This window comes from Streptomyces sp. NPDC007875 (genome assembly GCF_042868035.1).
Classification (GTDB): Bacteria; Actinomycetota; Actinomycetes; order Streptomycetales; family Streptomycetaceae; genus Streptomyces; species Streptomyces antimycoticus.
In genome coordinates this window covers 78494-105409 of record NZ_JBIADZ010000006.1, presented here as the reverse complement: position 1 = coordinate 105409, position 26916 = coordinate 78494, and the positions used below count along the sequence as shown (strand labels likewise).

At 71.9% G+C, this 26916-nt stretch carries 24 protein-coding genes; 2 read left to right on the top strand and 22 right to left on the bottom strand.

What is annotated here, in order from left to right; all coding sequences use genetic code 11:
• Positions 1-22: 22 nt before the first annotated feature.
• The 9 genes from ACFYOY_RS15055 to ACFYOY_RS15015 form a co-directional block, all read right to left on the bottom strand.
• Complete coding sequence (locus ACFYOY_RS15055) at positions 23-1387, bottom strand: cryptochrome/photolyase family protein (RefSeq protein WP_388587346.1); 1365 nt, start codon at positions 1385-1387, stop codon at positions 23-25.
• A gap of 59 nt (positions 1388-1446) precedes the next feature.
• Positions 1447-2223, bottom strand: a complete 777-nt coding sequence (locus tag ACFYOY_RS15050) for an anti-sigma factor domain-containing protein (protein WP_351878295.1) — start codon at positions 2221-2223, stop codon at positions 1447-1449.
• Positions 2220-2804 carry a sigma-70 family RNA polymerase sigma factor gene (locus ACFYOY_RS15045; RefSeq protein ID WP_137967974.1) on the bottom strand — a complete coding sequence of 195 codons (585 nt, stop codon included), beginning with the start codon at positions 2802-2804 and terminating at the stop codon, positions 2220-2222. The genes ACFYOY_RS15050 and ACFYOY_RS15045 overlap by 4 nt, the downstream gene beginning before the upstream one ends.
• 195 nt (positions 2805-2999) lie before the next feature.
• Positions 3000-4175, bottom strand: a complete 1176-nt coding sequence (locus tag ACFYOY_RS15040; protein WP_351878292.1) for a S1 family peptidase — start codon at positions 4173-4175, stop codon at positions 3000-3002.
• A gap of 216 nt (positions 4176-4391) precedes the next feature.
• Positions 4392-5222 (bottom strand): aldo/keto reductase, encoded by an 831-nt coding sequence (locus ACFYOY_RS15035; protein WP_351878289.1) that lies wholly within the window; start codon positions 5220-5222, stop codon positions 4392-4394.
• 84 nt (positions 5223-5306) lie between these two features.
• Complete coding sequence (locus tag ACFYOY_RS15030) at positions 5307-6122, bottom strand: effector-associated domain EAD1-containing protein (RefSeq protein WP_351878286.1); 816 nt, start codon at positions 6120-6122, stop codon at positions 5307-5309.
• 52 nt (positions 6123-6174) lie between these two features.
• Entirely contained in the window at positions 6175-6855 is a 681-nt protein-coding gene (locus ACFYOY_RS15025) for a hypothetical protein (protein ID WP_351878283.1), read from the bottom strand.
• 19 nt (positions 6856-6874) lie between these two features.
• The gene (locus tag ACFYOY_RS15020; RefSeq protein ID WP_351879517.1) at positions 6875-8701 is read right to left on the bottom strand and encodes an AMP-dependent synthetase/ligase; all 1827 of its coding nucleotides are present in this window, start codon (positions 8699-8701) and stop codon (positions 6875-6877) included.
• Between the two features lie 185 nt (positions 8702-8886).
• A complete protein-coding gene (locus tag ACFYOY_RS15015; protein WP_351878281.1) occupies positions 8887-9780 on the bottom strand; it encodes a LysR substrate-binding domain-containing protein in 894 nt (297 codons plus the stop codon).
• 145 nt (positions 9781-9925) lie between these two features.
• Here ACFYOY_RS15015 and ACFYOY_RS15010 point away from each other — a divergent pair, with 145 nt between their 5' ends.
• Positions 9926-11020 (top strand): bile acid:sodium symporter family protein, encoded by a 1095-nt coding sequence (locus ACFYOY_RS15010; RefSeq protein ID WP_351878278.1) that lies wholly within the window; start codon positions 9926-9928, stop codon positions 11018-11020.
• Positions 11021-11022: 2 nt separating this feature from the next.
• On the opposite strand, the gene ACFYOY_RS15005 is transcribed toward ACFYOY_RS15010, so the two are convergent.
• The gene (locus ACFYOY_RS15005) at positions 11023-11718 is read right to left on the bottom strand and encodes a class I SAM-dependent DNA methyltransferase (RefSeq protein WP_388587339.1); all 696 of its coding nucleotides are present in this window, start codon (positions 11716-11718) and stop codon (positions 11023-11025) included.
• 93 nt (positions 11719-11811) lie between these two features.
• On the opposite strand from ACFYOY_RS15005, the gene ACFYOY_RS15000 reads away from it, so the two are divergent.
• Positions 11812-12270: a VOC family protein gene (locus ACFYOY_RS15000; RefSeq protein WP_351878272.1), complete on the top strand. Its 459-nt coding sequence runs from the start codon at positions 11812-11814 to the stop codon at positions 12268-12270.
• Positions 12271-12283: 13 nt separating this feature from the next.
• Here ACFYOY_RS15000 and ACFYOY_RS14995 read toward each other — a convergent pair whose 3' ends face one another.
• The 12 genes from ACFYOY_RS14995 to ACFYOY_RS14940 all read right to left on the bottom strand — a co-directional run bounded on the left by ACFYOY_RS14995 (position 12284) and on the right by ACFYOY_RS14940 (position 26906).
• Positions 12284-14257 carry an exo-alpha-sialidase gene (locus ACFYOY_RS14995; protein ID WP_388587336.1) on the bottom strand — a complete coding sequence of 658 codons (1974 nt, stop codon included), beginning with the start codon at positions 14255-14257 and terminating at the stop codon, positions 12284-12286.
• A 326-nt stretch (positions 14258-14583) separates the two neighbouring features.
• Positions 14584-14946 carry a MerR family transcriptional regulator gene (locus ACFYOY_RS14990; RefSeq protein ID WP_351878266.1) on the bottom strand — a complete coding sequence of 121 codons (363 nt, stop codon included), beginning with the start codon at positions 14944-14946 and terminating at the stop codon, positions 14584-14586.
• A gap of 64 nt (positions 14947-15010) precedes the next feature.
• Complete coding sequence (locus ACFYOY_RS14985) at positions 15011-16300, bottom strand: serine hydrolase domain-containing protein (RefSeq protein ID WP_351878263.1); 1290 nt, start codon at positions 16298-16300, stop codon at positions 15011-15013.
• Between the two features lie 165 nt (positions 16301-16465).
• Entirely contained in the window at positions 16466-17224 is a 759-nt protein-coding gene (locus ACFYOY_RS14980; RefSeq protein ID WP_351878260.1) for a glucose 1-dehydrogenase, read from the bottom strand.
• Complete coding sequence (locus tag ACFYOY_RS14975; RefSeq protein WP_388587332.1) at positions 17221-18657, bottom strand: MFS transporter; 1437 nt, start codon at positions 18655-18657, stop codon at positions 17221-17223. The genes ACFYOY_RS14980 and ACFYOY_RS14975 overlap by 4 nt, the downstream gene beginning before the upstream one ends.
• Positions 18658-18840: 183 nt before the next feature.
• Positions 18841-19425 (bottom strand): TetR/AcrR family transcriptional regulator, encoded by a 585-nt coding sequence (locus ACFYOY_RS14970; RefSeq protein ID WP_351878254.1) that lies wholly within the window; start codon positions 19423-19425, stop codon positions 18841-18843.
• Between the two features lie 180 nt (positions 19426-19605).
• Positions 19606-20481 (bottom strand): formate dehydrogenase accessory sulfurtransferase FdhD, encoded by an 876-nt coding sequence (gene fdhD, locus ACFYOY_RS14965; protein WP_351878251.1) that lies wholly within the window; start codon positions 20479-20481, stop codon positions 19606-19608.
• Positions 20482-20486: 5 nt separating this feature from the next.
• Positions 20487-21359, bottom strand: a complete 873-nt coding sequence (locus ACFYOY_RS14960; RefSeq protein ID WP_014055833.1) for a 2Fe-2S iron-sulfur cluster-binding protein — start codon at positions 21357-21359, stop codon at positions 20487-20489.
• Entirely contained in the window at positions 21356-23194 is a 1839-nt protein-coding gene (locus ACFYOY_RS14955) for an NAD(P)H-dependent oxidoreductase subunit E (protein ID WP_351878248.1), read from the bottom strand. The genes ACFYOY_RS14960 and ACFYOY_RS14955 overlap by 4 nt, the downstream gene beginning before the upstream one ends.
• 2 nt (positions 23195-23196) lie before the next feature.
• A complete protein-coding gene (locus tag ACFYOY_RS14950; protein WP_388587327.1) occupies positions 23197-25146 on the bottom strand; it encodes a molybdopterin oxidoreductase family protein in 1950 nt (649 codons plus the stop codon).
• A gap of 252 nt (positions 25147-25398) precedes the next feature.
• The gene (locus tag ACFYOY_RS14945; RefSeq protein WP_351878243.1) at positions 25399-25521 is read right to left on the bottom strand and encodes a hypothetical protein; all 123 of its coding nucleotides are present in this window, start codon (positions 25519-25521) and stop codon (positions 25399-25401) included.
• Entirely contained in the window at positions 25518-26906 is a 1389-nt protein-coding gene (locus ACFYOY_RS14940) for an OFA family MFS transporter (protein WP_351878240.1), read from the bottom strand. The genes ACFYOY_RS14945 and ACFYOY_RS14940 overlap by 4 nt, the downstream gene beginning before the upstream one ends.
• Between the last annotated feature and the right edge of the window lie 10 nt (positions 26907-26916).

The following is a 26916-nucleotide window of genomic DNA, read 5'->3' as shown; positions in this document are numbered from 1 at the left end:
ACCGGCCGGACAGCACCCGATGTCACCCCCGGGCGTCCCGGAAGCGGGCCAGCCCCTCCTGGAGGTCCACGATCGGGTCGGGGTAGTCCAGCCGGTCCCGCTCGGCCTTCGGCAGCCGCCAGGGCGTATGGACGCACGCGCCGGTCACCTCGGCCAGCTCCGGCACCCAGCGCCGCACATACGCGCCGTCCGGGTCGAACCGCCGGGCCTGCGCCAGCGGATTGAGGACCCGGTTGGGACGGGTGTCGGTGCCGGTGCCCGCCGTCCACTGCCAGTTCAGCTGGTTGTTGGCCAGGTCCCCGTCCACCAGCAGATCCAGGAAGTGCCGGGCCCCGATCCGCCAGTCCTGGTAGAGCGTCTTGGTGAGGAAACTGGCCACCAGCAGCCGCGCCCGGTTGTGCATCCAGCCCTCGTGACGCAGCTGCCGCATCCCGGCGTCGACCAGCGGATAGCCGGTGCGCCCCGCCTTCCAGGCCGCGATCTCCGCCTCGTCGTGGCGCCACCGGTCGCCCCGCGGGCGGTAGTCGGCATGTGCGGCGTCCGGCCGGGCGGCCAGCACCTGATGGTGGAAGTCCCGCCAGGCCAGCTGCCGTACGAAGGCGTCGGCGCCCGCGCCGCCCGCCTCTCGCGCCCGGTGCACCAGCTCCACCGGGGACAGACAGCCGAAGTGCAGATACGGGGAGAGCCGGGAGGTGGCATCGCCCGCCAGATCGTCCTGCCGGTCCGCGTAGTCCCCGAGCCCCGACCGCCACCAGGAGCGGACGCGGCGGCGGCCCGCCGTCTCCCCGCCCTCGGGCAGCCGGGGGGAGGGGCTGCCCGGGGCGAGCGAGGTGACCGCCGCCACCGGCTCCGAGCGCAGCCCGGACGGCACGCTCACCGTGCGCGGCGCGGTGAGCGTGTCGCGCAGCCCGGCCCGCTGCCAGGCGCGGAAGTACGGGGTGAAGACCGCGAAGTGGTCCTTGCCCGCCGGGGTCACCTCGCCCGGCTCCACGGCCGTCACCACCGCGGCGTGCACCCGCAGCCGCCGTCCGTCCGCCTCCAGTGCCTCGCGCAGCCGCTGTTCGCGGCGGGTGGCGTAGCCGCTCACCCCGCCCGCGGTATGCACCTCGTGCGCGTCCGCCTGCCGCGCCGCCCGCAGGATCTCCGCCACCGCGTCGCCCCGGCGGACCACCAACCGCCCGCCGCGCTCGCGCAGCCCCGCGTCGAGATCGGCCAGGGCGTCGGCGAGGAAGGCCACCCGGTTGGGGACGGCGAAACCCGTCCCGGCCAGGCCGCGGTCCACGACGAACAGCGGAACGACCCGCTCGGCGGAGCGCGTCGCACCGCGCAGCACGGGGTTGTCGGACAGCCGCAGATCGGAGGTGAAGACGGAGAGGGACGTGCTCATCCCTCTCCCTTACCTCACCCGGCGCCGCGTATCGGTCAATTCCGCCCGGTGTCGCCCGCTCACGCCGAGGGGAACGTCAGCAGGACCAGCGGATCGGTCGTCGGGGCCTTCGACCCTCCGGCGGGCTCGACCGTCACCCCCATGGCCGACGCCTTCCCGACCGCACCGCTCAGGACCGCCGCCGCGCTCGCACCCGAGGAGTCCATCAGACCGGCCGGGCGCATGGTGCCACCGTCGCTCAACCACAGCTGGTAGATCCGCCCGGCGGGCGGCTCGGGCAGCCCCGAGGCCAGGAACACCGCCCTGTTCAGCCCGCGCGAGACCACCACCGTGCCGGTCGAGCCGTCCGTCATCCGGCCGCTGCGGCTGCGCGCGTCGGGCGCGGCCAGCACCTGGGTCACCTCCTGCGCCTGGGCCACCCGCTGCTCGGAGCGGCGGGCCGTGTCGCGGGCGTCGGACGCCTGCCGGTACTGCCACACCGCGGCCCCGCCGAACGCCACGGCCGCCGCCACACAGGCCGCCAGCGCGAAGTTCAGCGCCCGCCGCCCGGTGCGCCGCCGGGGGCCGGCATGGGACTCCCGGGCCTCCCGCGCCGCCACCCGGGGCGGCTCCTGGCGGACCGTGGCGATCCGCCGCATCACATCGTCCTTCATGGTCGGGGGCGGGGTCAGGGCCGTGGCCACCGCCAGCTTCCCGGCGGTCTCCCGCAGCTCCGCTACCTCCTGACGGCAGGCGTCGCAGACCGCCAGATGCCGCTCGAACTCGGTCAACTCCCGCCCCGACAGGGCGTGCACCGCGTACGCCCCGGTCAAGGTGTGCAGATCCGCTCTGGTCATGCGCCGACCCCCATGCAGTCCCGGAGCCGGATGAGGCCGTCCCGGAGTCTGGTCTTCACGGTCCCGAGCGGCAGCGACAGCAGCTCCGCCACCTCACGGTAGGAGCGGCCCCGGTAGTAGGCGAGTGTCACCGACTGCCGCTGCAACTCGGTCAGCGTCCGCATGCACCGGCGCACCTGCTCGCGCTCCAGCCTGGCCTCCACCTGCTCGGTCACCTCGTCGAACGCCGGGGTACGGGACAGCAGCGCGGCGCGCTCCTCGCGGTCGGAGGCGGCCTGTGCCGAGCGGACCCGGTCCACGGCGCGCCGGTGCGCCACCGTCATGATCCAGGCCATGGCGCTGCCCCGGCTCGGTTCGAACCGCGCCGCGGACCGCCACACCTCGACCAGGACCTCCTGGGTGACCTCCTCGGCCTGCGCCGGGTTGCGCAGCAGACTGCGCGTCAGCCCCAGGACCGGCCCGCTAACGGCGTCGTAGAGGGCTCCGAACGCGTTCTGGTCCCCCCGGGCCACCATCTGGAGCAACTCTTCGAGGTCCGGTCCGCGCGCGGCCGGTCCGCCGATGTACACGGGTTCTCTCACAAGCCGTCCTTCCGGGAACGATGCGGCGCACACGGAGGTGTCGTACCTCATTCGTCGCCCGGAGGGGTGCGGATTGGTCAAGGTGCTCCGAACACGCGCGAGGACATGCGCGGGGACACGCGCCACGTCACGTGTGAGCGCACGCGCGAGGCCGCCGCCGGTCCTTTCGACCGCGGCGGCCTCCGCACCCCGGCGTCAGCCGGTGGTGAGGGTGAGCCCGTAGGTCGTCAGGATCGGGTTCACCGGCTGGTAGTACGTCGTGCCGCCGACGGTGCAGTTGCCGGAGCCGCCGGAGGTGACGCCCTGCCCCTCGCTGCCCGAGATGAACGGACCGCCGGAGTCGCCCGGTTCGGCGCAGACGTTGGTGCGCGTGACCCCGTTGATCGTGCCCTGCGGGTACTGCACGCTGGTGTCGTGCTGCTGGATGGTGCCGCAGTGCCAGCCGGTCGTCGAGCCGGAGCGGCAGACGGACGAGCCCACCGGCGCTTCCTGGGAGCCGGTGACGGTGACGTTGGTGCCCTCGGGGCCGATCACCCACGGCTGCGGAACCCAGTCGGCGTTGGTGGACACCCAAGCGTAGTCATGGCCGGGGAAGGTGGAGCCCTGGAAGCTGCCTTGGGTCACCCGGTTGAAGCCGGTGGTGGTGTCGCCCTGGCTGCCGCAGTGGCCGGCGGTGACGAAGCCGTTCTGCTCGCCCTGGGTCACCGGGAAGCCGATCGAGCAGCGGGCGGCGTCGTTGATGTAGAACGCCTCGCCGCCCCGCAGGTCGTACAGCGGGCTCGGCCGCTCGGCCGACTCCACGACCCGTACGACCTCGCGGTCCGCGCCGCTGGTGGCGACGAAGGCGGCCGCCTCGCTCGGCTTGGCCGACTGCACCACGACGCTGTTGGTCTTGACGTCGACGTACCAGGCGGAGGCGACATCGGCCGCCGGGGGGCGCTCCGAGGCGGTGCGGTCCAGGGTCTGCTTGGCGTCGGTGAGGGCCTTGAGGCTGTGCTTGACGACCGCGGCCTTGGCACCGCCGGCCGTGATGGTGCCGCTCTGCTGCTCGTCGGTGGTGGCGACGGTGAGTTCGGCGGTGTTGCCGGTCACCCACGCGCCGCCGTAGCTGCCGCCCAGGCTCTTGCGCAGCCCCGGCTCGGTGGCCCCGGCCCGGTACTCATTGGATATCCGCATCCGCGCCTCATCGGCCGTCAGGCCCAGATCGCGCTGCATGGAGGCCAGCATCTCGGGGGGCACCTCCCTCCGGGGGCGGGGGGAGGGTTCACCGGGGTCGGCCACCGCGGGTATGCCGCTCCCCAGGAAGAGGGCGGCTATCGCGACGGTGCAACCGGCGGCCAGCTCAAGGCCGTGACGGCGTCTGCGGGACATCTTCGGTCTCCTCGGCTCGGGAGATGGTCACGCTGCGTGCCCACCTGGGCGCCAAGCGTAATTGCCGGGGACGTGCCTCGCTCGGCGGGCGCATGAGCCCCGGATGAGGGGTCATGCGCCCGGGATATGCCACGACGCGGGGTGCGGGTGGGTACGGGTCCGCCCCGCCGCGGGGGACGCGACGGGGCGGACGGTGCGGTGGTGGAGCGCCGGGGCTCAGCCGTTGAAGGTCTCGGGGTCGAAGCCCAGCCGGTTGCCGGCCTCCAGGGAGTCGATCGCCGACAGGTCCTCGGAGTCCAGCTGGAAGTCGAAGACGTCGATGTTCTCCTGGATCCGGGACGGGGTCACGGACTTGGGGATCACCACATTGCCGAGGTCCAGATGCCAGCGCAGCACCACCTGGGCCGGGGACTTCCCGTGCTTGTGGGCGATCGCCGCCAGCTTCGGGTCCTCCAGCAGGCCCTTGCCCTGGCCGAGCGGGGACCACGCCTCGGTGGCGATGTCATGACGGGCGTTGAAGGCGCGCAGCTCGGCCTGCTGGAGCTGCGGGTGCAGCTCGATCTGGTCGATCACCGGGATGATCGAGGTCTCGGAGAGCAGCCGCTGGGTGTGGGCGGCGTGGAAGTTGGACAGGCCGATGGCCTTGGCGCGGCCCTCGGAGTAGATCTTCTCGAACGCCTTCCAGGTGTCCACGTACTTGTCGACCCCGGGCAGCGGCCAGTGGATCAGGTAGAGATCCACATACTCCAGGCCCAGCCTGGTCAGCGAGGCGTCGAAGGCGCGCAGGGTCGAGTCGTATCCCTGGTCGGCATTCTGGAGCTTGGTGGTGACGAACAGCTCGTCGCGTGCGATGCCCGACGCGGCGAGCCCCTTCCCCGTGCCCTCCTCGTTGCCGTATATCGCGGCGGTGTCGATGCTGCGGTACCCGGCGTCCAGCGCGGTGCGCACCGCGACCTGCGCCTCGTCGTCCGGGATCTGCCAGACACCGAAGCCGAGCTGCGGCATCCGGACGCCGTTGTTGAGGGTGATGAACGGGACCTTGCTCACGGGCAGTCGATCCTTACGTCGGATGTGGATTGCATGCTTCCGTACAACGATCAACAAGCGGCAGACATTCCCGCCGGCGCCTGTTCACCAGGGTCGTCCGCGCAGGACCACCACCCCGCCGCCGTCCCGCCCGATGCGCTCCGCCGCCCGCCGCGCCGCCTGGGCCAGCGTGGGCACTTCGCCCAGCAGACCGTAGAGCCCGCCCGCGAAGGCCGCCGCGCCGTCCAGCGGTCCGCGATGGGCGACCACCACCTCGGCCGCCCGGGCGAAGAGCGCGGCGAGGGGCGCGCCGTCGGGGCAGCCGAGCACCACACCGGGCAGCGGGGAGCCGATCAGCCGGCGGTAGGCGGTCAGCAGCTCGGCCAGGCGCGCGGCGGGTGTGCGATGTGCCTGGCCGTCGCCGTCCTCGAAGACGAGCGTGCGTCCCTCGCGGCGGCAGACCAGATGCAGCACATCCGGGCGCACGGTGAGGATCCGCCGCAGATCGGTTGCGGCCGCGGCGGGGCACCGGTCCACCGTCAGCACGCCCCGCGCGGCCCGCTGGACCGCGGCCAACTCCTGGGACCCCGGGGCGGCGCCGGTCACCAGCACCCGCCGCAGACCCCCGCCGCCCGGCTGCGGTAAGGCGGCGCCGAACACCGCGTTGTGCGGATAGGTGACGCAGGCGGCGGCCAGGACGCGCAGCCTGCCGTCCGCCATCCGGTCCGCGGCCACCGCGCGGGCCACCGCGGACCAGAACTCCCCGGCGGTGGTGCCGGTCGCCGCCGGGATGTGCTCGGCGGTCAGGCCCGCCCTGCGCAGCAGCGCCACGGCGGACGGGCCGGGCGGGAAGACCCGCGCCAACTCCCGGATCTCCTCGGTCGTCAGCGCCGGATGTCCGTCCCCGTCCTGGCCGTCCACCGTTCCCGTCGCTCCTTGCCTGTGCTCGTACCGCTCGTGCCCCGCCTCGTATCTACTGAAGCGCGGTGAGGTGCAGCGGTTCCTCGAGCTCCTCCCGGAAGCGGTGCAGGGTGTGCCCCTCGCGCACCGTCGCGCCCACCGCGACCGCCGCCCGGCTCACCGCCCCGCGCGGTGCCCGCACCACCATGGCCAGCCGGTAGGTCCCGCCGATGCGCGCCGCCGAGGTGTGCCGGATCTCCCAGCCCGGATCGGAGCGCAGCTCACGCCGCGCCTCCAGGAAGACCCGCTCGCCGTACGCGGTGTGGAGAACCTCCCGGAATCCCAGCCGCGGGCCGAGGTGGGCCGCGTGCGCCGGTGCGGTGGCCTTCGCCTCCGCGGTGAGCTGGCGCGGGGTCATGGACCAGGCCACCGGCTGGAAGACGGTGGTGTCCCGCCGGACCGGTTCGGCCGTGAGCGTGACATCGAGATTGACCGAGTGCAGGGCGGGGTCCGGCGCGTCCCGGGCGCAGGTCACCGACAGATGCACCAGGTGGTAGACGGCGTTGTCGGCCTCGGTTCGCAGGAAGTCCAGCAGCTGCGGATCCGGTTCGACGAGCTCCGCCGTCACCGGTAAGGCCACCGGCCCGCCCAGGATCACCCGCCCGGCCAGACTCGGGCCGCTGGGCTGAGGTGTCTCCTCGGATAACAGGGACAGTTCACGTTCGGGAAGTTCGGGGAGAATGACATCGATCATTTCGTGCCCCCTTCGCGGCTCAGGAGTGGTACAGCGCCTCGACCTCGACGGCGTACGCCTGTTCGATGGCCCTTCGCTTCAGTTTCAGCGACGGCGTCAGCAGACCATGCTCCTCGGAGAACTGCGCGGCAAGTATCCGGAAGGTACGAATCGACTCCGCCTGGGAGACGGTGGTGTTCGCCGCCACCACCGCGCGCCGGATCTCGGTCTCCAGATCGGGGTCCCGGACCAGCTCGCCCGGCGGCAGCTCCGGCTTGCCGCGCATCGTCAGCCAGTGCGCGACCGCCTCCGAGTCCAGGGTGACCAGCGCCGCGATATACGGACGGTCGTTGCCGACCACGATGCACTGGGCGACCAGCGGATGCGCCCGCACCCGCTCCTCCAGGCCCCCGGGGGAGACGGACTTGCCGCTGGAGGTCACCAGGATCTCCTTCTTCCGCCCGGTGATGGTGAGATAGCCGTCGTCGTCCAGCGTGCCCAGGTCGCCAGTGGCGAGCCAGCCGTCGCGCAGCACCGCGTCGGTCGCCTTGGGGTCGCCCAGATAGCCCTCGAAGACCTGGCCGCCGCGCACCCACACCTCACCGTCGTCGGCGAGATGCACCGTGGTGCCGGGGATCGGCACACCGACCGTGCCGAACCGGGTCTGCTCGGGCGGGTTGGCGGTGGCGGCGGCGGTGGACTCGGTGAGGCCGTAACCCTCGTAGATGGTGACGCCCGCGCCCGCGAAGAACAGCCCGAGCCGTCGCTCCATGCCCGAACCGCCCGACATCGCGTGCCGGACCCGGCCGCCCATCGCAGCGCGCACCTTGCCGTACACGGCCTTCTCGAAGAACTGATGCTGCATGCGCAGCGCGGCGCCCGGACCCGGCCCGGTGCCGAACGCCTTGGCCTCCAGCGCCTCCGCGTACCGCACCGCCACGTCCACGGCCTTCTCGAAGACCCCGGCCTTGCCCTCCGCCTCGGCCTTGCGGCGCGCCGCCGCGAACACCTTCTCGAAGATGTACGGCACCGCGAGGATGAAGGTCGGCCGGAAGGTCTTCAGATCGGGCAGCAGCGCGGCGGCCGAGAGCCTGGGCTGGTGCCCGAGCTTGACCTTGCCGCGGATGGAGGCGACTTCGACCATCCGGCCGAAGACATGGGCGAGCGGGAGGAAGAGCAGGGTGGCGGCCTCGTCGCCCCGCTTGGAGTGGAAGGCCTCCTCGTACCGCTCGACGATGTTGTCGCACTCGGCCATCAGATTGGCGTGGGTGATCACGCAGCCCTTGGGGCGGCCGGTGGTGCCCGAGGTGTAGATGATGGTCGCGGGCTGCTCGGGGGTCACGGTCAGCCGGTGCCGCTCGACCAGATCGTCCTCGACCGACTCCCCGGCCGCCAGCAACTCCTCCAGCGCCCCCGCGTCCAGCTGCCACAGCCGCCTCAGATGCGGCAGTCGGCCGACCACCGAGCCGACCGTCATCGCATGGTCCTCGTGCTCCACGACACAGGCGGAGACCCCCGCGTCATGCAGCATCCAGCAGACCTGCTCGGCGGAGGAGGTGGGATACAGCGGGACGCTCTGAGCACCCAGGGTCCACAGCGCGAAGTCGAAGAGCGTCCATTCGTAGCGGGTGGGGCACATGATCGCGACGCGGTCGCCGAAGCGGACGCCCTGGGCCAACAGCCCCTTGGCGAGCGCCGTCACCTCGTCCCGGAACTGGCCCGCGGTCACGTCCTGCCAGCGGTCGTCCGCCGTCTTGCGTGCCAGCGCCACCCGGTGGGGGTCGGCGTCCGCATGGTCGAAGACGGCATCCGCCAGTCCTCCGGCCTGGGGCGCCGTCGCCATCGGGGGGACGGTGAACTCGCGCAATACCTGCTCCTTGAAGCCGCTGGGCACAGCGCCGCGACCGTACCCGATCCGGCCCCGATGCGGGAGAGGTGTTTTGTGCCCGGAACGCACGGAATGCCGGGCGGCCAGTAAGGTGAAAGAGGGTCAATCGGGCGCCGACGAGGGCGGATTGCGTGGAGTCTGGTCCTATGCGCCGCGTGTGTGGCTCATATGTAACGGTCTTCTGCACGAAATCTCTCCGATCGTGGCACAGGGCCCGCCAGGATCGCGGCGGCGAGTCGCTCCGCGGTGGCATGCGAGGCGCCCTCCTGCCGCCGATTTCCGTACAACAGTACGAAATCCACCGGGCCGAGATCGGGCAGCCCGGCCCGTTCGGGGACCGGAGCCAGGCCGGGCGGAATCAGGCCATGGGTGTGTGCCATCACCCCGAGCCCGGCACGCGCCGCCGCCACCAGGCCGTTGAGACTGCCGCTGGTGCAGACGATCCGCCATGACCTGCCGTGCCGCTCCAGCACATCCAGCGCGCGGGCCCGGGTCAGCCCGGGTGGCGGGAAGACGATCAGGGGGAGCGGACGGTCCGGGTCCAGCCGCAGCCGCTCGGCGCCGATCCACACCAGCCGGTCCCGCCACACCAGCTGTCCACCCGGCCTCTCCTCGGACCGCTTGGCCAGCACCAGATCCAGCTTGCCCGCCTCCAGCCGCTCATGCAGCGTGCCCGACAGCTCCACGGTGAGCTCCAGATCCACCTCGGGGTGATCGCGGCGGAACCCCTCCAGGATCTCCGGCAGCCGGGTCACCACGAAGTCCTCCGAGGCGCCGAAGCGCAGCCGGCCGCGCAGCCGGGTGCCCCGGAACCAGCTCGCCGCCCGCTCGTTCGCCTCCAGGATCGAGCGGGCGAACCCCAGCATCGCCTCGCCGTCCTCGGTCAGCTCCACCCCATGGGTGTCGCGGGCGAACAGCTGCCGCCCCACGGCCGCTTCCAGCTTGCGCACCTGCTGGCTCACGGTGGACTGACGCACCCCGAGGCGGCCGGCGGCCTGGGTGAAGCTGAGGGTCTGGGACACCGCGAGAAACGTCCGGAGCTGGGCGGGGTCGTACATGGGGCCACTGTATGCCGAGACCCATCACGGAACGCGATGGCAGTCAGAGCGGTATGCAGGATTCCCGATGACCTTGATCAGGAGCACTATGGACGGGGCCCCGTCCATGCCCGCGCCGGATGAGAAAGAGCGAGAAAGAGAACGAATGCCGCACCGCCCGCACCTCCGCAAGATCGCCCTACCCTCCTGGCTCCCCCTGGACGGCTTCATCCTCGGACTCATCGGCACCGTGGCGCTCGCCGCGCTGCTCCCGGTCAGCGGCCGGGCCGCCACCGTCACCGACGGGGCCACCACGGTCGCGGTCGCCTTCCTCTTCTTCCTCTACGGCGCCCGGCTCTCCACCCGTGAGGCGCTGGACGGAGTGCGCCACTGGCGGCTCCACCTGACCGTGCTGGTGTGCACCTTCGTCATCTTCCCGGCCCTCGGCCTCGCCGCGCGCGGCCTGGTGCCGTACGTGCTGACGCATCCCCTCTACACCGGGCTGCTCTTCCTGTGCCTGGTGCCCTCCACGGTCCAGTCCTCCATCGCCTTCACCTCGATCGCCCGGGGCAATGTCGCCGCCGCGATCTGCGCGGGCTCCTTCTCCAGCCTGCTCGGCGTGGTCGTCACCCCGGTACTGGCCGCACTGCTGCTGGGCGGCAGCGGGGGCGGCTTCTCGGCCGACTCGATGGTCAAGATCGGGCTCCAGCTGCTGGCCCCCTTCCTCGCCGGTCAGCTGCTGCGCCGCTGGATCGGCGGCTTCATCTCCCGCCATCGGGCGGTGCTGCGCCTGGTCGACCGCGGTTCGGTGCTGCTCGTGGTCTACGCGGCGTTCAGCGAGGGCATGACCCGGGGCATCTGGCACCAGGTCACCCCGGCCCGGCTGGCGATTCTCCTCGGCGTCGAGGCGGTCCTGCTCACGGTGATGCTCATGCTCACCTCGTACGGCTCGCGGAAACTGGGTTTCGTCCGCGAGGACCGGATCACCATCGTGTTCGCGGGGTCGAAGAAGAGCCTGGCCGCCGGGCTGCCGATGGCGAGCGTGCTCTTCGGCGCCCAGGCGAGCCTGGCGGTGCTGCCGCTGATGCTCTTCCACCAGATGCAGCTGATGGTCTGCGCGGTGCTGGCCCGCCGCTACGCGGCGCGGGCGCCGGAGGCGGCGGTGACGGGGGCCGAGACGGGGTCGGAGGCTGCTCGGGCTCGGACGGACAGCGCGGACGACGCGGACAGCGCGGACGACGCCGCGCTGACCCGCGTCTGACGTCAGCTTCCGGCGGCCTGGTTTCCGGCGGCCTGGTCGTCGGCAGGTGGCAGCGGCGGCTTGCGGGCGATGAGGGACGCCTGCGGGGTGGGTTCCCAGCGCTCCGGTTCCCGGAAGGTCCGGGCGTGGACCGGCAGCCCGGCCCCGGCCAGCAACTCGGCGATCCGGTCCGGCTGCCACCGGCGGAAGCTCAGCAACACCTCATGGCCGAACGCCTCCGTGTAGACCCGCTCTTCATCGCCCACCTGGAAGCCCACCAGCGCGTATCCACCGGGCGCCAGCACCCGGTGGAACTCGGCGAACACATCCGGCAGCCGCTCCTGCGGAATGTGAATCGTCGAGTACCAGGCCACCACGGCGGCGAGGGTGCCGTCCGCGATGTCCAGGGACAGCATCGACCCTTCCTCGAACCGCAGCCCGGGATGCTCCCGCCGGGCCAGCTCCACCATCGCCGGCGACAGGTCGATCCCGTACACGGACAGCCCCAGCTCATGGAGGTGCGCCGTCACCCGGCCGGGGCCGCTGCCCACATCGGCCACCGGTCCGCCTCCGGCGTTCCGCACCAGCTCGGCGAACCCGGCGAACACCGCCCGCTCCAGCGTCTGGGCAGCCAGTTCGTCGCGATACTGCTCGTCGTAGTCGAGGGCTATGGCGTTGTAGGACGCCCGGGTGGAGTTGAGGAAGTCGGCTTCGGTCACGGCCGTTCACCCTAGCGGGACGCACCCGCGGCGGGTCTCGTTTTCAAACCCCTTTGGGGGGCTGTTGTCAGACCCCTCTGGGACGCTTCGGACATGACGACGCTGACGCTGCAGCTGACCATCGACTGTGCCGAGCCACGCCGGATGGTGGCCTTCTGGTCCGAGGCCCTGGGCTATGTGCCCGAGCCCCCGCCCGGCGGCCATGCCACCTGGCGGGAGTACTGGGCGGACATGGGGGTGCCCGCGGAGGAGCTGCCCCCCGGAGCCGGGGAGACCTCGGAGTCCATCGTGGATCCGGAGGGGCAGGGTCCGCGGGTGTGGTTCCAGCAGGTTCCGGAGGAGAAGGTCACCAAGAACCGGCTGCATCTGGATCTGAAGGTGGGCGGCGGGCGTGATGTGCCCCTGGCGGTCCGCACCGACCGGGTCACCGCGACCGTGGACCGGCTGAAGGAGGCCGGAGCCACGGTGCAGCGGATCATGGACGAGCCGGAGATGGAGTACTACGCGGTGGTGCTCCAGGACCCGGAGGGCAATGAGTTCTGTGTGGTCTAGCCGTGGATGAACGCTAGTCATGGGGTGACCGCACGCGGTCCAGGGGGAGGTGGACGAGGGCGCCGGAGCGGTGGTCGTCGAGCGGCGCGTTGAACTCGCGGACGCGGCGCAGTTCGGTGTCGGTCAGGGCGCGGCCGTACAGGCGGAACTCATCGAGACCGCCGGTCATATGGGAGCGGCCGTCCACGGCCTGGCCGAGGTGGAGGCCGAAGGGCGCGGTGCGGCTCACGGTGCCCGGGGCATCGGGGGCGGTGACTTCGGTGCCGCCGTCCACGGTGAGGGAGAGCCGTCCGCCGCTGCGGGTCAGGGCGAGGTGATGCCACTGCCCGTCGTTGTACGCGGCGTCGGTGGACACCGAGGCGCTGGTGAAGGTGGAGAAGCCGTTGACCGTCGTCATCAGCGCCCGGATCCGGTTGCTCCCGGGCTCACCGCGCAGCCAGACCTGCGGCTGTTTGGTGCCGATCCCGCCCATCCACAGGAACGGATGCTGCCCGGAGGCGGCCGAATAGCGGAACCACAGGCTCACGGTGAAGTCACGGGTGCCCAGCGGCAGTGCGGTCCGGTACGGGACACGTACCGCGTCGTCCGTGCCGTCGAAGGACAGCCCGCCGCCGAAACGGCCGTCGCCGCGCGCCGCCGCGCCGCCGAGCACGGTCGCGGACCGGGCGCCGGGCGCGCGGTCGTCGGTGGTGGGGGCGGGCGCCTGGCGGGGGCCCAGCCAGTCCTCGGTGAAGCGGGCGAAGCGGATCTCGTCACGGGCGTCCACCGCACCGCCCTCGTACAGCAACCCCACCGTGTCGCGGGAGACCGCGACCATGTCGGAGTAGCCGGACCAGTCGGTGGTGACGACCTTGCCGCGCTCGACACCGTCCCAGGTGCGCGCCTCGTCCCAGGAGGAGCGGACCATCATGGTGCGGCGGCGGTCGGGGTCGGCGGGGGCCGAGAAGAGCAGCCGGCTGTGGCCGTCGCGGGCCGGATCGCGCAGCCGCAGGAGCGAACCCTGCACCTGGGGGGTGGGCAGATCGGGGATGGTGCGGAAGGGCCCGGTGAAGCTCTGGCCGCCGTCCCGGCTGATGGCGTAGTCGCGGTGGCCGAGATCGGTGCCGTCCTGCTCCCGCCCGCTGACGTAGATCGATCCGTCGGCGCGCTCCACCAGTGTCATCTCGGACGGCTTCTGACGGAAGGTGCCGTCCTCCGCGAGCGGGTAGGTGTCCATCGCGCCGATGCGCCAGCGGTTGCCGCCGTCGTCGCTGTAGGCGAGCGCGGCATGGTTGTCGGTGATGCGGCCGCCGCTGTAGCTCTCGGTGTTGAGGGTGAAGATCAGCCGTCCCTTGTGCCGGCCGTGCTGGAGCTGGATGCCGTGGACGGGGCCGGTGGCGTACCAGGAGTTCCACTGGGGCGGCATCAGCGAGGAGCTCAGATCGCGCGGGGCCGACCAAGTGGTGCCGTTGTCGTCGCTGTACTGCAGATGAGGGGAGCGGTCACAGGGGACGTCGCAGCTCTGGGAGTCGTCGCGGCCGGTGTTGTAGGTGCTGGCGAGCACGATGCGGCCGGTGCGCAGGTCCACGATGGGCGCGGGGTTGCCGTGGGTGTCGCCGCCGCCCTCGTTGATCACCTTGAGCGGGCCCCAGGTGCGACCGCCGTCGGTGGAGCGCTTGAGGACCAGATCGATGTCCCCGGCGTCGCCGCAGTTGTCGACCCGGCCCTCGGCGAAGGCGAGCAGGGAGCCGTCCTTGGCTTTGACGATCGCCGGAATCCGGAAGCACGCGTAGCCCTGTTCCTGGGCAGACTTGAAGAGGACCTGTTGTTCGAAGCCGGAGTCGGCGCGGGCCGCGGACGCGGAGGAATCCGTGTCCGCGGCCCGTACCGGAAGCGGAATCAGGGCCAGCGCCGCGGCGGCGAGGAGCACGGAGGCCCGGCGCCGCCATGGTCTGGCACGGGGGTGGGGTGGTCTGGTGCGGGGACGTGTGCGGAGAACTGACGCCATGGTCACGGCCTGCCCTTCAGACTGCCTCATGGAGGCATCGGCATCTGGACGTCAAGGCCGTCGGGCATCACGACAGAAGGCATCACACCGTCAGGACATCAAGACATCCCATGTCTCACACATGACTGCGGCAGAAAGTGTCTCGTCCTGCGGTCGTCCGGGACAAGGACCGTGCGTCATATCCTCGTGACGCTACGCCAGTTGAGGTGAGGCGGGGCGCGAGAGGGCGGCGCCCGCCCCCGGCCGCGCCCCGCCTCCCGGCCGCCCCACTGCTCCGGGCTGGGCCCCCAGCTGCGCCACGGCCCCCCCGGCCGCGACCGCTTCGGTCAGCCCATGGCCGACTGGCCCGCCGTGATGACTCTGTCCAGCAGTGACCGGGACAGCTCGAGCTCCTCGATGGCCGCGGTCATCCGCTCCCGCTCCACCCGCAGCTCGCCCAGCAGATCCGGGCAGGTGGGCACGAGGTGCTCACCGTCGTCGCGGAGGCAGGGCAGGACCTGGGAGATGGTCGCCGTCGAGAGCCCGGCCGCCAGCAGCGCGCGGATGCGCCGCACCACCGCCACATCGGGCGCACGGTATGCGCGATAGCCGCTGGGCAGCCGCTCGGGCTGGAGGAGCCCCTGTTGTTCGTAGTAGCGCAGCAGCCGCTCGCTCACCCCGGTGCGGCGGGACAGCTCGCCGATCCGCATGGGCCCTCCTCCTCACGCCCGTAACGCTCTTCACGCCCCGAAACTCTCCAACGGATGTCAGAGTTTACGGCTTCGGGCGCACGCCGTCGCACAGGACGCGATCGGTGAGGCTCTGCAGTGCCGCCTCGGCCCGGAGCAGCTGCTCGTCGTCGTCGGTCTTGCCGCTGGAGCTGATGGTCACCGAGCGCCGCCCGCCCTCGGTGAAGCCGGTCCGCACCGTGGCGCCTTCGAGGTCGCCGCCGTGGCCCCAGCGGTAGCCGCCGCAGCTCAGCGGCTGCCGCATCATCCCGAGCCCGTACTGGGCATCCGGGAAGGCCACCTCGAAGTCCGGCCGGACGGGGACGGTCCGGCGCATCTCGGCCAGCTGCGCCGGGGGCAGCAGACGGCCGCCCAGCAGCGCGGTGAAGAACCGGTCCAGATCGCGGTCGGTGCTGATGAGGGAACCGGCCGCACCGCCCCAGGAGACGTTCCGGAGCGTGGTGTCCGTCCAGGTGCCCGAGCCCGGGAAGCGCTGGTACGTATGCGCGTACGGGGCCTTGAGTCGCGGATCGTCCCCGGGCTCATAGGTGCCGGTCAGGCCCAGCGGGCGGATGATGCGCTCGCGGACCTCCTCCGGCCACGCGCGTCCGGTGACCTTCTGGATGATCATTCCGGCGAGGACATAACCGGGGTTGGAGTAGTTCCAGTCGGGCTTTTGGTCATCGGCCGGGGCGGGCGGGAAGTCGGGCCGGTGCTTCATCGCCCCGGCGACCACCTGCTCGGGGGAGACATGGTCGAACCGGGTCCGATCGAAGTCCGCCGCCGAGTCGCCGGTGTCGTCGCTGTAGCCGTAGTTGTGGATGCCGCTGGTGTGCTGGAGCAGATTCCTGACGGTGATCCGGCGGCCGTCGTTGCCGTTGCCGCTCACCACACCCGGCAGCCACTTGTCCACCGGATCGCTGAGCGAGAGCCGCCCCTCGGCGACCAGTTGGAGGACGACCGTGGCCACGAAGGACTTGGTGACGCTCGCGGCCCGGTAGTGCGCCCCGTACGGCACGGGACGGCCGGTGTTCAGCTCCGCCTCGCCCGCGCGGGCCTGGATCCGGCGGTGGCCGTCGCGCACCTCCACGGTGAGGCCGATGAAACCCGCGTCCTCAAGCGTCCGGGCCACCTCGCGGCGCAACTCGTCCTCGGTGAGCCGGTGGTCGGTGGAGTCGGAGCCGGGCGCTGTGGGTGCCTCGGGCGCTGTGGGGGCTCCGGAGGCGGGGGTGGTGGTGGCGGCGGCCGGGACCGCGGCCGCACCGCCGAGGAGGGCGGCGGCGACGGCGGCGGTCGCGGCGAGGCGTAAACGAGGGCGCTTCGTGGGTGCGTTCATGTCTCACCAGCCTCCGGATGCGGCGGCGCCCCGGCCATGCGGCAAGCCCCCCGGGTAAGGGTGGGGGCTGCCCCATGGCCGGAGCTCCATGGCCGGAGTTTCATGGCCGGGCTGCTCTGGCAGGCGGGCGCTCGGGGCCGGTCGGGCGCTCGGGGCGGGGGCGGGTCAGGCCGACGAGCCGCTGTCCACCACCAGATCCGTGCCGACCACGGAGCCGGCCGCCGGTGAGGCGAGGTAGAGCACGGCCGCCGCGATCTCCTCCGCCTCCGCTATCCGGCCCAGCGGATTCTCGGTCTTCATCCGCTCGGCGCGGTCGGCCTCGGTCTCATCGGGCCGCAGGGACATGGGGGCGTCGGAGGCGCCGGGGCTGACCGCGTTGATCCGGATTCCCTGGTGGACGTGGTCGAGCGCGGCGGCCCGGGTCAGTGTGGCGACCGCCGCCTTGGAGGTGCTGTACGCGCCGAGGCCCGGGACCCGGAGGTGGGCGCCGAGATTGGAGGAGACATTGACGATCGCCCCGCCACCATGGTCCTTCATATGCGCGATCTGGTGCTTCATCGCCAGCCAGACACCGGTGACATTGGTGCGCAGCACCGCCTCCCAGTCCTCCTCGCTGACCTCTCCGAGGGGCCCCTGGCCGCGCATGATCCCGGCGTTGTTGACGGCGATGTCCAGGCCGCCGAAGCGGGTGACGGCCTGGTGCACCAGCTCCCGCAGCTGCCCGGAGTCGGTGACATCGGCGGGCACGGCGGCGGCCCGGCCATCGGCGGCCTCGATCAGGCGGACCGTCTCGGCCAGGGTGGACGCGGTGCGCCCCGCGGCCACCACGGAGGCGCCTTCGGCGGCGAAGGCGAGCGCGATGGCACGGCCGAGGCCGGTGCCCGCTCCGGTGACGAGGGCGGTCTTTCCGGTGAAGCGGTTCACTGCATGGCTCCTTGAGGAAGCGAGGAGGGACGGGATGGACGGGTCCGCTGGACGCGGAGGTTCAGGGCGGCGGCGAGGGCGAGCACGGTCCCCGTCGCGGCGAGGGAGACGGCATCGCTGCCGAAGGTGAGCACGATGGCGAAGAGCACGGTCGGGCCGAGCTCCATCGCCGCGTTCAGCACCCCGCCCGCGAGCCCGGTCCGCTCGGGCGGCACCCCGTGGGTGGTGAGCACGGCGGCCCCGGCGAAGGAGGCGGCGGAGCCGGCCGGCAGCAGCACCAGCCCCGGCAACAGCGCGGAGGCGTACGGGGTGTGCGGGTCGAGCCCGGTGAGGGCGAGCAGGACCAGCCCGGCCGCGGCCGTGGCCAGTCCGGCGGCGGTGACGACGCGGGGGCCGAAGCGGGCTATCAGTGGCCCGGCCGCCCGCCCCGAGGCGAGCAGGGCGATGGCGAACGGCGCAAAGGCGGCCGAGGTCGCCAACGGTGACCAGTCACGGTCCTGCTGGAGATGGAGCGAGAGGGTCACAAAGGTCATCGCGGTCGCGCAGGCGCTGAGCGCGATGGCCGCGAGGGCGAGGGCCCGCCGCCGGTTCAGCAGGAAGCGGGGCGGCAGCAGCGGATCGCCGGCCCGGCGCTCGGCGTACCAGAACGCGACGAGCAGGGCGGCGCCGATGAGCAGGGGCACCAGCACCCCGGCCGACGACCAGGGCAGGGCGTCGGTGACCACGAGCCCGTAACTGGCCAGCGTGATACCGGCCGTGGCCAGCAGCGCGCCCGGCAGATCGAGCGCCCGGCCCCGGTTCGGCGCGGTGTCCGGCAGCAGCCGGGGCGCGAGGGCGAGGGCGGCCGCGGCCACCGCAAGGGGCACGGCGAAGCTCCAGCGCCAGGACAGCAACTCGGCTATGACGCCGGAGACCAGATTGCCCGCGGTCGCGCCGAGCACCGAGAGCCCGCCCCAGGTGGCCATCGCCCGGCCATAGGCCGCGGGGGTGGGGAAGACGGCGCGCAGCACGGCCATGGCGGCGGGTGCGATCAGGGCCGCGCCCGCGCCCTGGGCGAACCGGGCCATGAGCAGTGTCCCGATGCCGGGGGAGAACGGGGCGGCGGCCGAGGCGCTGGCGAAGACGATGAGCCCGGCGGTGAGGGCGCGCCGCCCGCCGTGGCGGTCGGAGAGGCGCGCGCCGAAGAGCAGCAGCCCGGCGAAGGTGAGCCCATAGGCGGCGCTGAGCAGGATCAGATCGGCCCGCTCCAGGCCGAAGGCGCGGCCGATCTGGGGCAGCGGCACGGCGATCGCCGCGAGCGTGAAGATCAGGGTGATCTGGACGGAGCCGAGCAGGGCGAAGGCGTGGCGATGGTGCGTTGTACTGGCGGTGGCGGTGGCGGTGGCGGTGGCGGTGGCGGTGGCGGTGTCGCACGAGGTGTCGGTGACGGTCATCTGTCCCCCAATATTTGACCGATCGTTTTAATATGCGGGCATACGAATGGGCTCTGTCTCACTCCCGTGATCGCGATGTGGTGCGGCTCGGGCCCGGCCGGGCCGGCCCGGGTCGGGGTCGGGGCGGGTCCGTCCTGGACGTCAGGCCGCCGAGGTCAGGTCGGAGGCGTCAGGCCATGCAGGTCATTCCAGCAGCGCCAGCGCCTGCTCCGCGGCGTCCCGCACCCGGGCCGGGTCGTCCGACGCCTTGCCGACCACCCGCAGCCCTTGCATCAGCACGAGCAGCATCCGCGCCAGCGCGCGGGGGTCGCGGTCCTCGGAAAGCTCCCCCTGGGCCTGGGCCCGTATCAGCGCGGAGCACAGCGGCGTCTCCATGTGGTCCCAGCTCAGCTCCACCCGGCGGGCGGCCGCCGGGTCGTGCGGGGCCAGCTCGGCCGCCGTGTTGGTCACCAGGCAGCCGGCCAGCCGCTTCTCCGGGGAGGCGGCCTCCTCGGCGAAGCGCCGCACCACCGCCCGCACCGCGGGCAGCGCCGGGCCCGGCTGGGAAAGCTCGGCCAGCAGGGACGGATCGTGCGTCTCCGCATAGCGGTCCATGGCCTTCAGATACAGCTCGTGCTTGCTGCCGAAGGTCGCGTAGATACTGGCGCGGCCGATGCCGAGATAATCGACGAGGTCCGCCATCGAGGTCGCTTCATAGCCGCGCTGCCAGAACAGCTCGAGAGCCGACTGCAGGGCGGCCTCCGGGTCGAATTCCTTCGTTCTGGCCATGACCCAACCGTAGCACCTAACCAGAACGAGCGGTCAAGAACACTTTCGAGTGAAGGCCCGGATGTGGAACGCGGGTACGGGACCCGGTGACGCATGGAGGCGGCCCGGTAGGGGCCGGCCGACGCAGGGGGCGCTCCCCGCCGGCCGGCCCGCCAACCCGTGCAGCGGGCGGACCGCTTCTCAGGTCCCGCCGACCGCTGTCCGCAGAGCGAGTCGCTGCTCGCCCGCGTACACGTTCATCGAACTGCCGCGGAGGAAGCCGACCAGGGTCAGCCCCGTCTCCGCCGCCAGATCCACCGCCAGCGAGGAGGGCGCCGACACCGCCGCCAGCACCGGAATCCCCGCCATCACCGCCTTCTGCGCCAGCTCGAAGGAGGCGCGGCCCGAAACCATCAGCACCGACCCCGACAGCGGCAGCAGACCCTGCTGGAGCGCCCGCCCCACCAGCTTGTCCACCGCGTTGTGCCGGCCCACGTCCTCCCGCAGGTCCAGCAGCTCACCGTCCGGGGTGAACAGCCCCGCCGCGTGCAGCCCGCCGGTCCGGTCGAAGACGCGCTGCGCCGCGCGGAGCCGGTCGGGGAGCACGGAGAGCGTTTCCGGCTCGATCCGGACGGGAGAGCTCCCGCCGTCCGCCCCGTCACCGAGGCCGTCCGCGAGCGGCCAGCGCGCGGTCGTCCGCACCGCGTCCAGGCTGGCCTTGCCGCACAGCCCGCAGGAGGACGTCGTATAGACGTTGCGCTCCAGGGTGATGTCCGGGACCGGCACGCCCGGTGCGAGCGTCACATCCACCACGTTGTAGGTGTTGGAGCCGTCCTCGGTGGCGCCCGCGCAGTAGACGATGTTCGCCAGCTCGTCCGCGCGCCCGAGGACGCCCTCGCTCACCAGGAACCCGGCGGCGAGGGCGAAGTCGTCGCCCGGTGTGCGCATGGTGATCGCCAGTGGTTTGCCGTTCAGCCGGATCTCCAGCGGCTCCTCCGCCACCAGGGTGTCCGGCCGGGTGCTGACCGCCCCGTCCCGGATGCGGATGACGCGGCGTCGCTCGGTGACCCGTCCCATGTCGATCAGTCCCGGTTCTGTGCGTGGTTCTGTACGTGCTGGTACCCGAAACGGCCCTTGATGCACAGGTTCCCGTGGGTGACGGGATTGTCGTGCGGCGAGGTGACCTTCACGATCTCATTGTCCTGCACATGGAGGGTGAGATTGCACCCCACACCACAGTAGGCGCATACCGTCGTCGTCTCCGTCTGGGCCGACTCGTCCCACGCCCCGGCCGCCCGCATGTCGAACTCCGTCTTGAAGCTCAGCGCGCCGGTCGGGCACACCTCGATGCAGTTGCCGCAGTAGACACACGCGGAATCGGTGAGGGGCGCGTCGTGCTCGGTGGAGATCCGGGCGTCGAAACCGCGACCCGCGACCGCGATGGCGAAGGTGTTCTGCCACTGCTCGCCGCAGGCGTCCACGCACTTGTAGCAGAGGATGCATTTGTCGTAGTCGCGGACGTACAGGTCGTTGTCGACCTTCGGCTCCTCGTCCACCCGGGCGGCGTCCGCGCCGAAGCGGTCCGGCTCGGCTCCGTACTCCTCGATCCACTCGGCCGCGCGCGGGGTGGTCGACAGATCGGTGGAGGAGGCCAGCAGTTCCAGGACGACCTTACGGCTGTGCCGGGCCCGCTCGGTGTCCGTGCGCACCTCCATGCCCTGCTCCACCCGGCGGGAACAGGCCGGGGCGAGGGTGCGGGCGCCCTCCACCTCCACCACGCACACCCGGCAGGCGTTCTTCGGGGTGAGCGTGTCGCCCTGGCACAGGGTCGGGACGTCCTTGCCCGCGGCGCGGCACGCGTCCAGCAGGGTGCTGTCCTCCGGGGCGCGGACCGGCTCGCCGTCCAGAGTGAGGTCGACCAGACGGCGCGGGGGTCGCAGCGGTATCGCGGTCACTTGAAGGCTCCCAGGCGGTCGATGGCGGACTCCACGGCGTTCCAGGCGGTCTGGCCCAGACCGCAGATCGAGGCGTCCCGCATGGCCCGGCCGACCTCGCGCAGCAGCGCGATGTCCCCGGCCGCGGCGGCGCCCGTAAGGTCCTTGATCCGGTGCAGCGCCTCCTCCTGCCGTACGGTGCCCACCCGGCAGGGGACGCACTGGCCGCAGGACTCGTCGCGGAAGAACTCCGCGATGCGCAGCAGGATGCGGGGCAGGTCGACGCTGTCGTCCAGGACCAGGACCACCCCCGAACCGAGGGTGGTGCCCGCGGCGCGGGTGCCCTCGAAGGTCAGCGGGACGTCCAGCTCGTCGGGGCGTACGAAACCGCCCGCCGCGCCGCCGAGCAGCACCGCGCGCAGGGTCTCGGGCGGCCCCGCGAGCTCCAGCAGCTCGCCCAGCGTCGCCCCGAACGGCAGCTCGTAGACACCGGGCCGGGCGACCGTGCCGGAGACGCAGAACAGCTTGGTGCCGGTGGAGGTGCCGGTACCGGTGCGGGCATACGCCTGCGCACCCTCGATCAGAATCGGCAACACATTGACCAGCGTCTCCACATTGTTGACCGCGGTCGGCTTGCCGAACAGCCCCTTCTCGACCGGGAACGGCGGTTTGCTGCGCGGTTCACCGCGCCGCCCCTCGATCGAGTTGAAGATCGCGGTCTCCTCACCGCAGATGTACGCGCCCGCGCCGCGCCGGATCTCGATGTCGAACGCGAACCCCTGCCCCATGACGTCCTCGCCGAGGAAGCCGCGGGCCCGGGCCCGGTCGATGGCGGTGCGCAGTCGGCGCAGCGCACGGGGGTACTCGCCGCGCAGATACAGATAGCCGCGGTGGGCCCCGGTCGCATAGCCCGCGATGGTCATGGCCTCGATCAGGGCGTAGGGATCGCCCTCCATCAGGACCCGGTCCTTGAAGGTGCCCGGTTCGCTCTCGTCGGCGTTGCAGACCAGATAGTGCGGATGGTCGGGCTGCTGGGCGGTGGCCGCCCACTTCCGCCCGGTCGGGAACGCGGCCCCGCCCCGCCCGACCAGCCCCGCCTCGGTGACCTCCCGGATCACCCCGGCGGGCCCGAGCGTGAACGCACGCCGCAGGGCGGCGTATCCGCCGTGTGCGCGGTAGTCGTCGAGCGACCCGGGGTCGACCACCCCGACCCGGCGCAGCAGCACCAGGCCGTCGGCGCCGGTCTGGGGGACCGCGGCCGCCGCGGGGGGTTCGGCCGGCGCGTCGTGCGGCGCCGACGCCGCGTCGGCCACCGCCTCGGCCGTGGCGGGGGCGACGGCCGCGGCCTGCGGGGTCTCGCCCGCGCGGATCGTCAGGGCCGCCGGGGCGCGCTCGCACAGGCCCAGACAGGGACTGGGCTGCCAGACGGCTCCGGATCCGGCCGAGCCCGCGGGGCCCAGGTCCCGTTCGAGCTCCGCGCACACCCGCGCGGAGCCCCGGGCCGCGCACGCCAGATCCGTGCAGACGTGGACGACGGTCGCCGGACGGGGTTTCACCGCGAACATCGCGTAGAAGGTCGCGACCCCGTAGCCCTCCGCCGGAGGGACCGTCAGCCGGCGGCACAGATAGTCCAGGCCGCCCTCGCTGATCCAGCCCACCCGGTCGTTGAGGGCATGCAGCCCCGGCAACAGCAGTTCGCGCCGCTCACGTGCCTCGCGGCCGCCGCGCGCCCAGCGCAGATCCGTGTCATTGCGGTCGTCCGCGCCCTCCCAGGCGGATTCGGGCGGGCCGAGCAGGGCGTCGACCGCCGCCCGCTCCTCGTCCGTGGGCTTGCCGGCACCGAAGCGCAGATCCACGGTCAGCTCCTTACGGCGGTCACGGGAATCTTCTCGATCCTTATGGCCGACGCCTTGAACTCCGCCGTCCCGGCGATGGGGCAGTTCGCCTCGATCGTCAGGGAGTTGGTGTCCACTTCGTCGGGGAAGTGCATGGTCATGAAGGCGAGCCCCGGCCGCAGCCCGGGATCGATCCACACCGGTGCCACCACAGAGCCGCGCCGCGAGGTGACCCGCACCCGCTCCTCGGCCTCCACCCGGTAGCGGGCCGCGTCCTCCGGGCACAGCTCGATGTACTCGCCGCGCCGCAGCGGAGAGGCGAAACCCCCGCTCTGCACCCCGGTGTTGTACGAGTCCAGGCGCCGTCCCGTGGTGAGCCGGATCGGATAGGCGTCATCGGTCAGATCGACCGGCGGATCGTGCTTCACGGGGCCGAAGGGGGCGAGGTCGCCGCGCCGCGCCGGATCGCTCTCCCACAGACGGCCGTGCAGATAGGCGGGCTCGAGGCGGTCGGTGCTGGGGCAGGGCCACTGGATGCCCTGGTGCTCCTCCAGCCGCTCGTAGGTCATGCCGAAGTGGTCGGGGGAGACGGCGCGCAGTTCGTTCCACACCTCCTCCGCGCCCTCGAACTTCCAGTCGTGGCCGAGCCGCCGCGCCAGCTCGCAGATGATGTCGATGTCCTCGCGCGCCTCGCCCGGCGGCTCCACGGCCTTGCGCACCCGCTGGACGCGGCGCTCGCTGTTGGTGGTGGTGCCCTCCGTCTCGCACCAGCCGGCGGTCGCCGGGAGGACCACATCGGCCAGCTCGGCGGTCCTGGTGAGGAAGATGTCCTGGACCACCAGGTGTTCCAGCGACTCCAGCCGCCGGACGGCCTGTTCGGTGTCGGCCTCGGACTGGGCCGGGTTCTCGCCGATGCAGTAGACGGCGCGCAGTTCGCCGGCCTCCATGGCCTCGAACATCTCGGTGAGGTTCAGCCCGTAGCGCGGCTGGATGACCACGTCCCAGGCGCGCTCGAACTTGGTCCGGGTGGGCGGGTCCAGGATGTCCTGGAAGCCGGGCAGCCGGTTGGGGATGGCGCCCATGTCGCCGCCGCCCTGGACGTTGTTCTGGCCGCGCAGCGGCTGCAGCCCGCAGCCGTACCGGCCGACATGGCCGGTCAGCAGGGACAGGTTGATCAGCGCCCGGACGTTGTCGGTGCCGTTGTGGTGCTCGGTGATGCCGAGCGTCCAGCACAGCTGGGCGCGCTCGGCGGTGGCGTAGGCGTGCGCGAGATCGCGGATGGCGTCCGCGGGGACGCCCGTGACCTTCTCCGCGACGCTCAGTGTCCAGGGCTCCACATGGGCCGCGTACTCCTCGAAGCCGCTGGTGGCGCGCTCGATGAAGGAGCGGTTGGCGAGCCCCGCGTGGATGATCTCGCGGCCCACGGCGTGGGCGAGCGGGATGTCGGTGCCGACGTTGAGCCCCAGCCAGCTCTCGGCCCATTCGGCGGTCGAGGTGCGGCGCGGATCGACGGCGTACATCCGGGCGCCGTTGCGGATGCCCTTGAGGACGTGCTGGAAGAAGATCGGGTGCGCGAAGCGGGCGTTGGAGCCCCACATCACGATGAGATCGGTGTCCTCGACCTCCGCGTACGACGACGTGCCGCCGCCGGAGCCGAAGACGGCGGACAGCCCCGCGACGCTCGGTGCGTGGCAGGTGCGGTTGCAGGAGTCGACGTTGTTGGTGCCCATCACCACCCGGGCGAACTTCTGGGCCACGTAGTTCATCTCGTTGGTGGCGCGGGCGCAGGAGAACATGCCGAACGCGTCGGGCCCATGGGCCGCCGTCACGGCCCGGAACCCGGCGGTGGCCCGGCTGAGCGCCTCGTCCCAGGAGGCACGGCGGAGTTCACCGCTGACCGAATCCCGCACCAGGGGGTGGGTCAGCCGGGGGTACTGCTTCTGCTGTCGGTTGCGCTGGCGGTTACGGGCCACGACGGGCTCCTTACGGCGGTCACGCCGCGGTGCGACGTGAGAGAACCGAACGTCCGGGTATCGTCGACAGAATATTGAATACAGTATGCCCGAGGAGGGGGTCAAGGAGTCGAACGACACCTCAACCCCCCTCCCGTCCGCCGGTGCTGGGGCCTCGGGCGGCGATGGGACGTCGGCCGGTGAAGAGAGCTCACGGGGGAAGCGAGCTCGGCCGCTACAGCGAGTCCGGCCGGTGAGGCCGGTAAGGCGAGCTCAGCCCGTGAAGAGCTGTGTGGCCTTGCGGATGAGCTCGTAGACCCCGTACCCGAAGGGCACCGCGACCCAGGCCCAGACGACCACGGTCAGCGCGGTGCGGTTGCTGGTGGGTTCGGTCATCGGTCCGCTCCCTTCTCGGCGGGCGCCGCCTCGGCCTCGGCTGTCGCGGGGGCCGGTTCGTGGAAGCGCGGATGGACCGGCCGTACCAGCTCGTTGGCGATGAAGCCGACGACCAGCAGCGCGATCATGATGGTGAGCGAGAGCGAGTACAGCCCGGGGCCGGTCTTCCCCGCCTCCTCCTGGTGGTCGGCCACCTTGTTGACGATGTACGGGCCGAGGACTCCGGCCACCGACCACGCGGTGAGCAGCCGGCCGTGGATCGCGCCCACCTGATAGGTGCCGAACAGGTCCTTCAGATACGCCGGAACGGTCGCGAAGCCGCCCCCGTAGAAGGAGAGGATCACCAGCGCGCACACCACGAACAGCGGCTTGGAGGAGTCCCCGAGCTGCGCGATGGCCAGATACATCAGCGCACCCACGCCCAGATAGATCCGGTACATGTTCTTGCGCCCGATGAGGTCGGACGTGGACGACCACACCAGCCGCCCGGCCATGTTGGCCGCCGACAGCAGGGCGACGAAACCGGCCGCCGCGGTGGCGGTCACGGGGGTGTCGGTGTCCTTGAAGTAGTCGCCGATCATGGGCGCGGCCTTCTCCAGGATGCCGATGCCCGCGGTCACGTTCATGCACAGCACCACCCACAGACACCAGAACTGCGGGGTGCGCAGGGCGTTGCGCGCGGAGACGTCGGCCGCGCTGACCATGTGTCCCTGCTCCTGCGGCGGCTCCCAGCCGGCGGGCCGCCAGCCGTCGGCCGGTACCCGCACCAGCAGCACGCCGAGGGTCATGAAGACCGCGTACGTCAGGCCGTGCACCAGGAAGGTGGCGGCGATGCCGCCGTTGTCGGTGCCGAACCGCTCCATCAGCCAACTCGACCAGGGCGAGGCGATGAGCGCGCCGCCGCCGAAGCCCATGATGGCGATGCCGGTGGCCATGCCGGGCCGGTCGGGGAACCACTTCATGAGCGTGGAGACGGGGGAGATGTATCCAATGCCGAGACCGATCCCGCCGATGAAGCCGTAGCCGAGGACGACCAGCCAGTACTGGCTGGTGGCGGCGCCGAGCGAGGCGACGAGGAAGCCGGAGGAGAAGCACACGAGGGAGACGAACATCGCCCAGCGCGGGCCGTTGCGCTCGACGAGCGTCCCGCCGAAGGCGGCGGACAGGCCGAGCATCACGATGCCCAGCTGGAAGGGGAGTGCGCTGGCCGTGCCCGAGAGGTCCATGGAGGACTCCAGGGGCGGCTTGAACACGCTCCAGGCGTATGCCTGGCCGATGGAGAGGTGGACGGCTAGGGCGGCCGGTGGCACCAGCCAGCGGCTCCAGCCCGGTGGGGCCAGGGTGCGCGAGCGGTGCAACGGGCCGAGTCGATCATTGGTGAGCATGTGCCCGGAC

Bases quoted from the DNA above. Each gene is read 5' to 3' on its own strand.
- ACFYOY_RS15050 (WP_351878295.1), bottom strand. From the start codon at position 2,223: ATGACCAGAGCGGATCTGCACACCTTGACCGGGGCGTACGCGGTGCAC.
- ACFYOY_RS15025 (WP_351878283.1), bottom strand. From the start codon at position 6,855: ATGATCGATGTCATTCTCCCCGAACTTCCCGAACGTGAACTGTCCCTG.
- ACFYOY_RS14990 (WP_351878266.1), bottom strand. From the start codon at position 14,946: ATGCGGATCGGCGAGCTGTCCCGCCGCACCGGGGTGAGCGAGCGGCTG.
- ACFYOY_RS14970 (WP_351878254.1), bottom strand. From the start codon at position 19,425: ATGGCCAGAACGAAGGAATTCGACCCGGAGGCCGCCCTGCAGTCGGCT.
- ACFYOY_RS14985 (WP_351878263.1), bottom strand. From the start codon at position 16,300: ATGAACGCACCCACGAAGCGCCCTCGTTTACGCCTCGCCGCGACCGCC.
- ACFYOY_RS15000 (WP_351878272.1), top strand. From the start codon at position 11,812: ATGACGACGCTGACGCTGCAGCTGACCATCGACTGTGCCGAGCCACGC.
- fdhD (WP_351878251.1), bottom strand. From the start codon at position 20,481: ATGGGACGGGTCACCGAGCGACGCCGCGTCATCCGCATCCGGGACGGG.
- ACFYOY_RS14940 (WP_351878240.1), bottom strand. From the start codon at position 26,906: ATGCTCACCAATGATCGACTCGGCCCGTTGCACCGCTCGCGCACCCTG.
- ACFYOY_RS14975 (WP_388587332.1), bottom strand. From the start codon at position 18,657: ATGACCGTCACCGACACCTCGTGCGACACCGCCACCGCCACCGCCACC.
- ACFYOY_RS15040 (WP_351878292.1), bottom strand. From the start codon at position 4,175: ATGTCCCGCAGACGCCGTCACGGCCTTGAGCTGGCCGCCGGTTGCACC.
- ACFYOY_RS14995 (WP_388587336.1), bottom strand. From the start codon at position 14,257: ATGGCGTCAGTTCTCCGCACACGTCCCCGCACCAGACCACCCCACCCC.
- ACFYOY_RS15055 (WP_388587346.1), bottom strand. From the start codon at position 1,387: ATGAGCACGTCCCTCTCCGTCTTCACCTCCGATCTGCGGCTGTCCGAC.
- ACFYOY_RS15010 (WP_351878278.1), top strand. From the start codon at position 9,926: ATGCCGCACCGCCCGCACCTCCGCAAGATCGCCCTACCCTCCTGGCTC.
- ACFYOY_RS14945 (WP_351878243.1), bottom strand. From the start codon at position 25,521: ATGACCGAACCCACCAGCAACCGCACCGCGCTGACCGTGGTCGTCTGG.
- ACFYOY_RS15015 (WP_351878281.1), bottom strand. From the start codon at position 9,780: ATGTACGACCCCGCCCAGCTCCGGACGTTTCTCGCGGTGTCCCAGACC.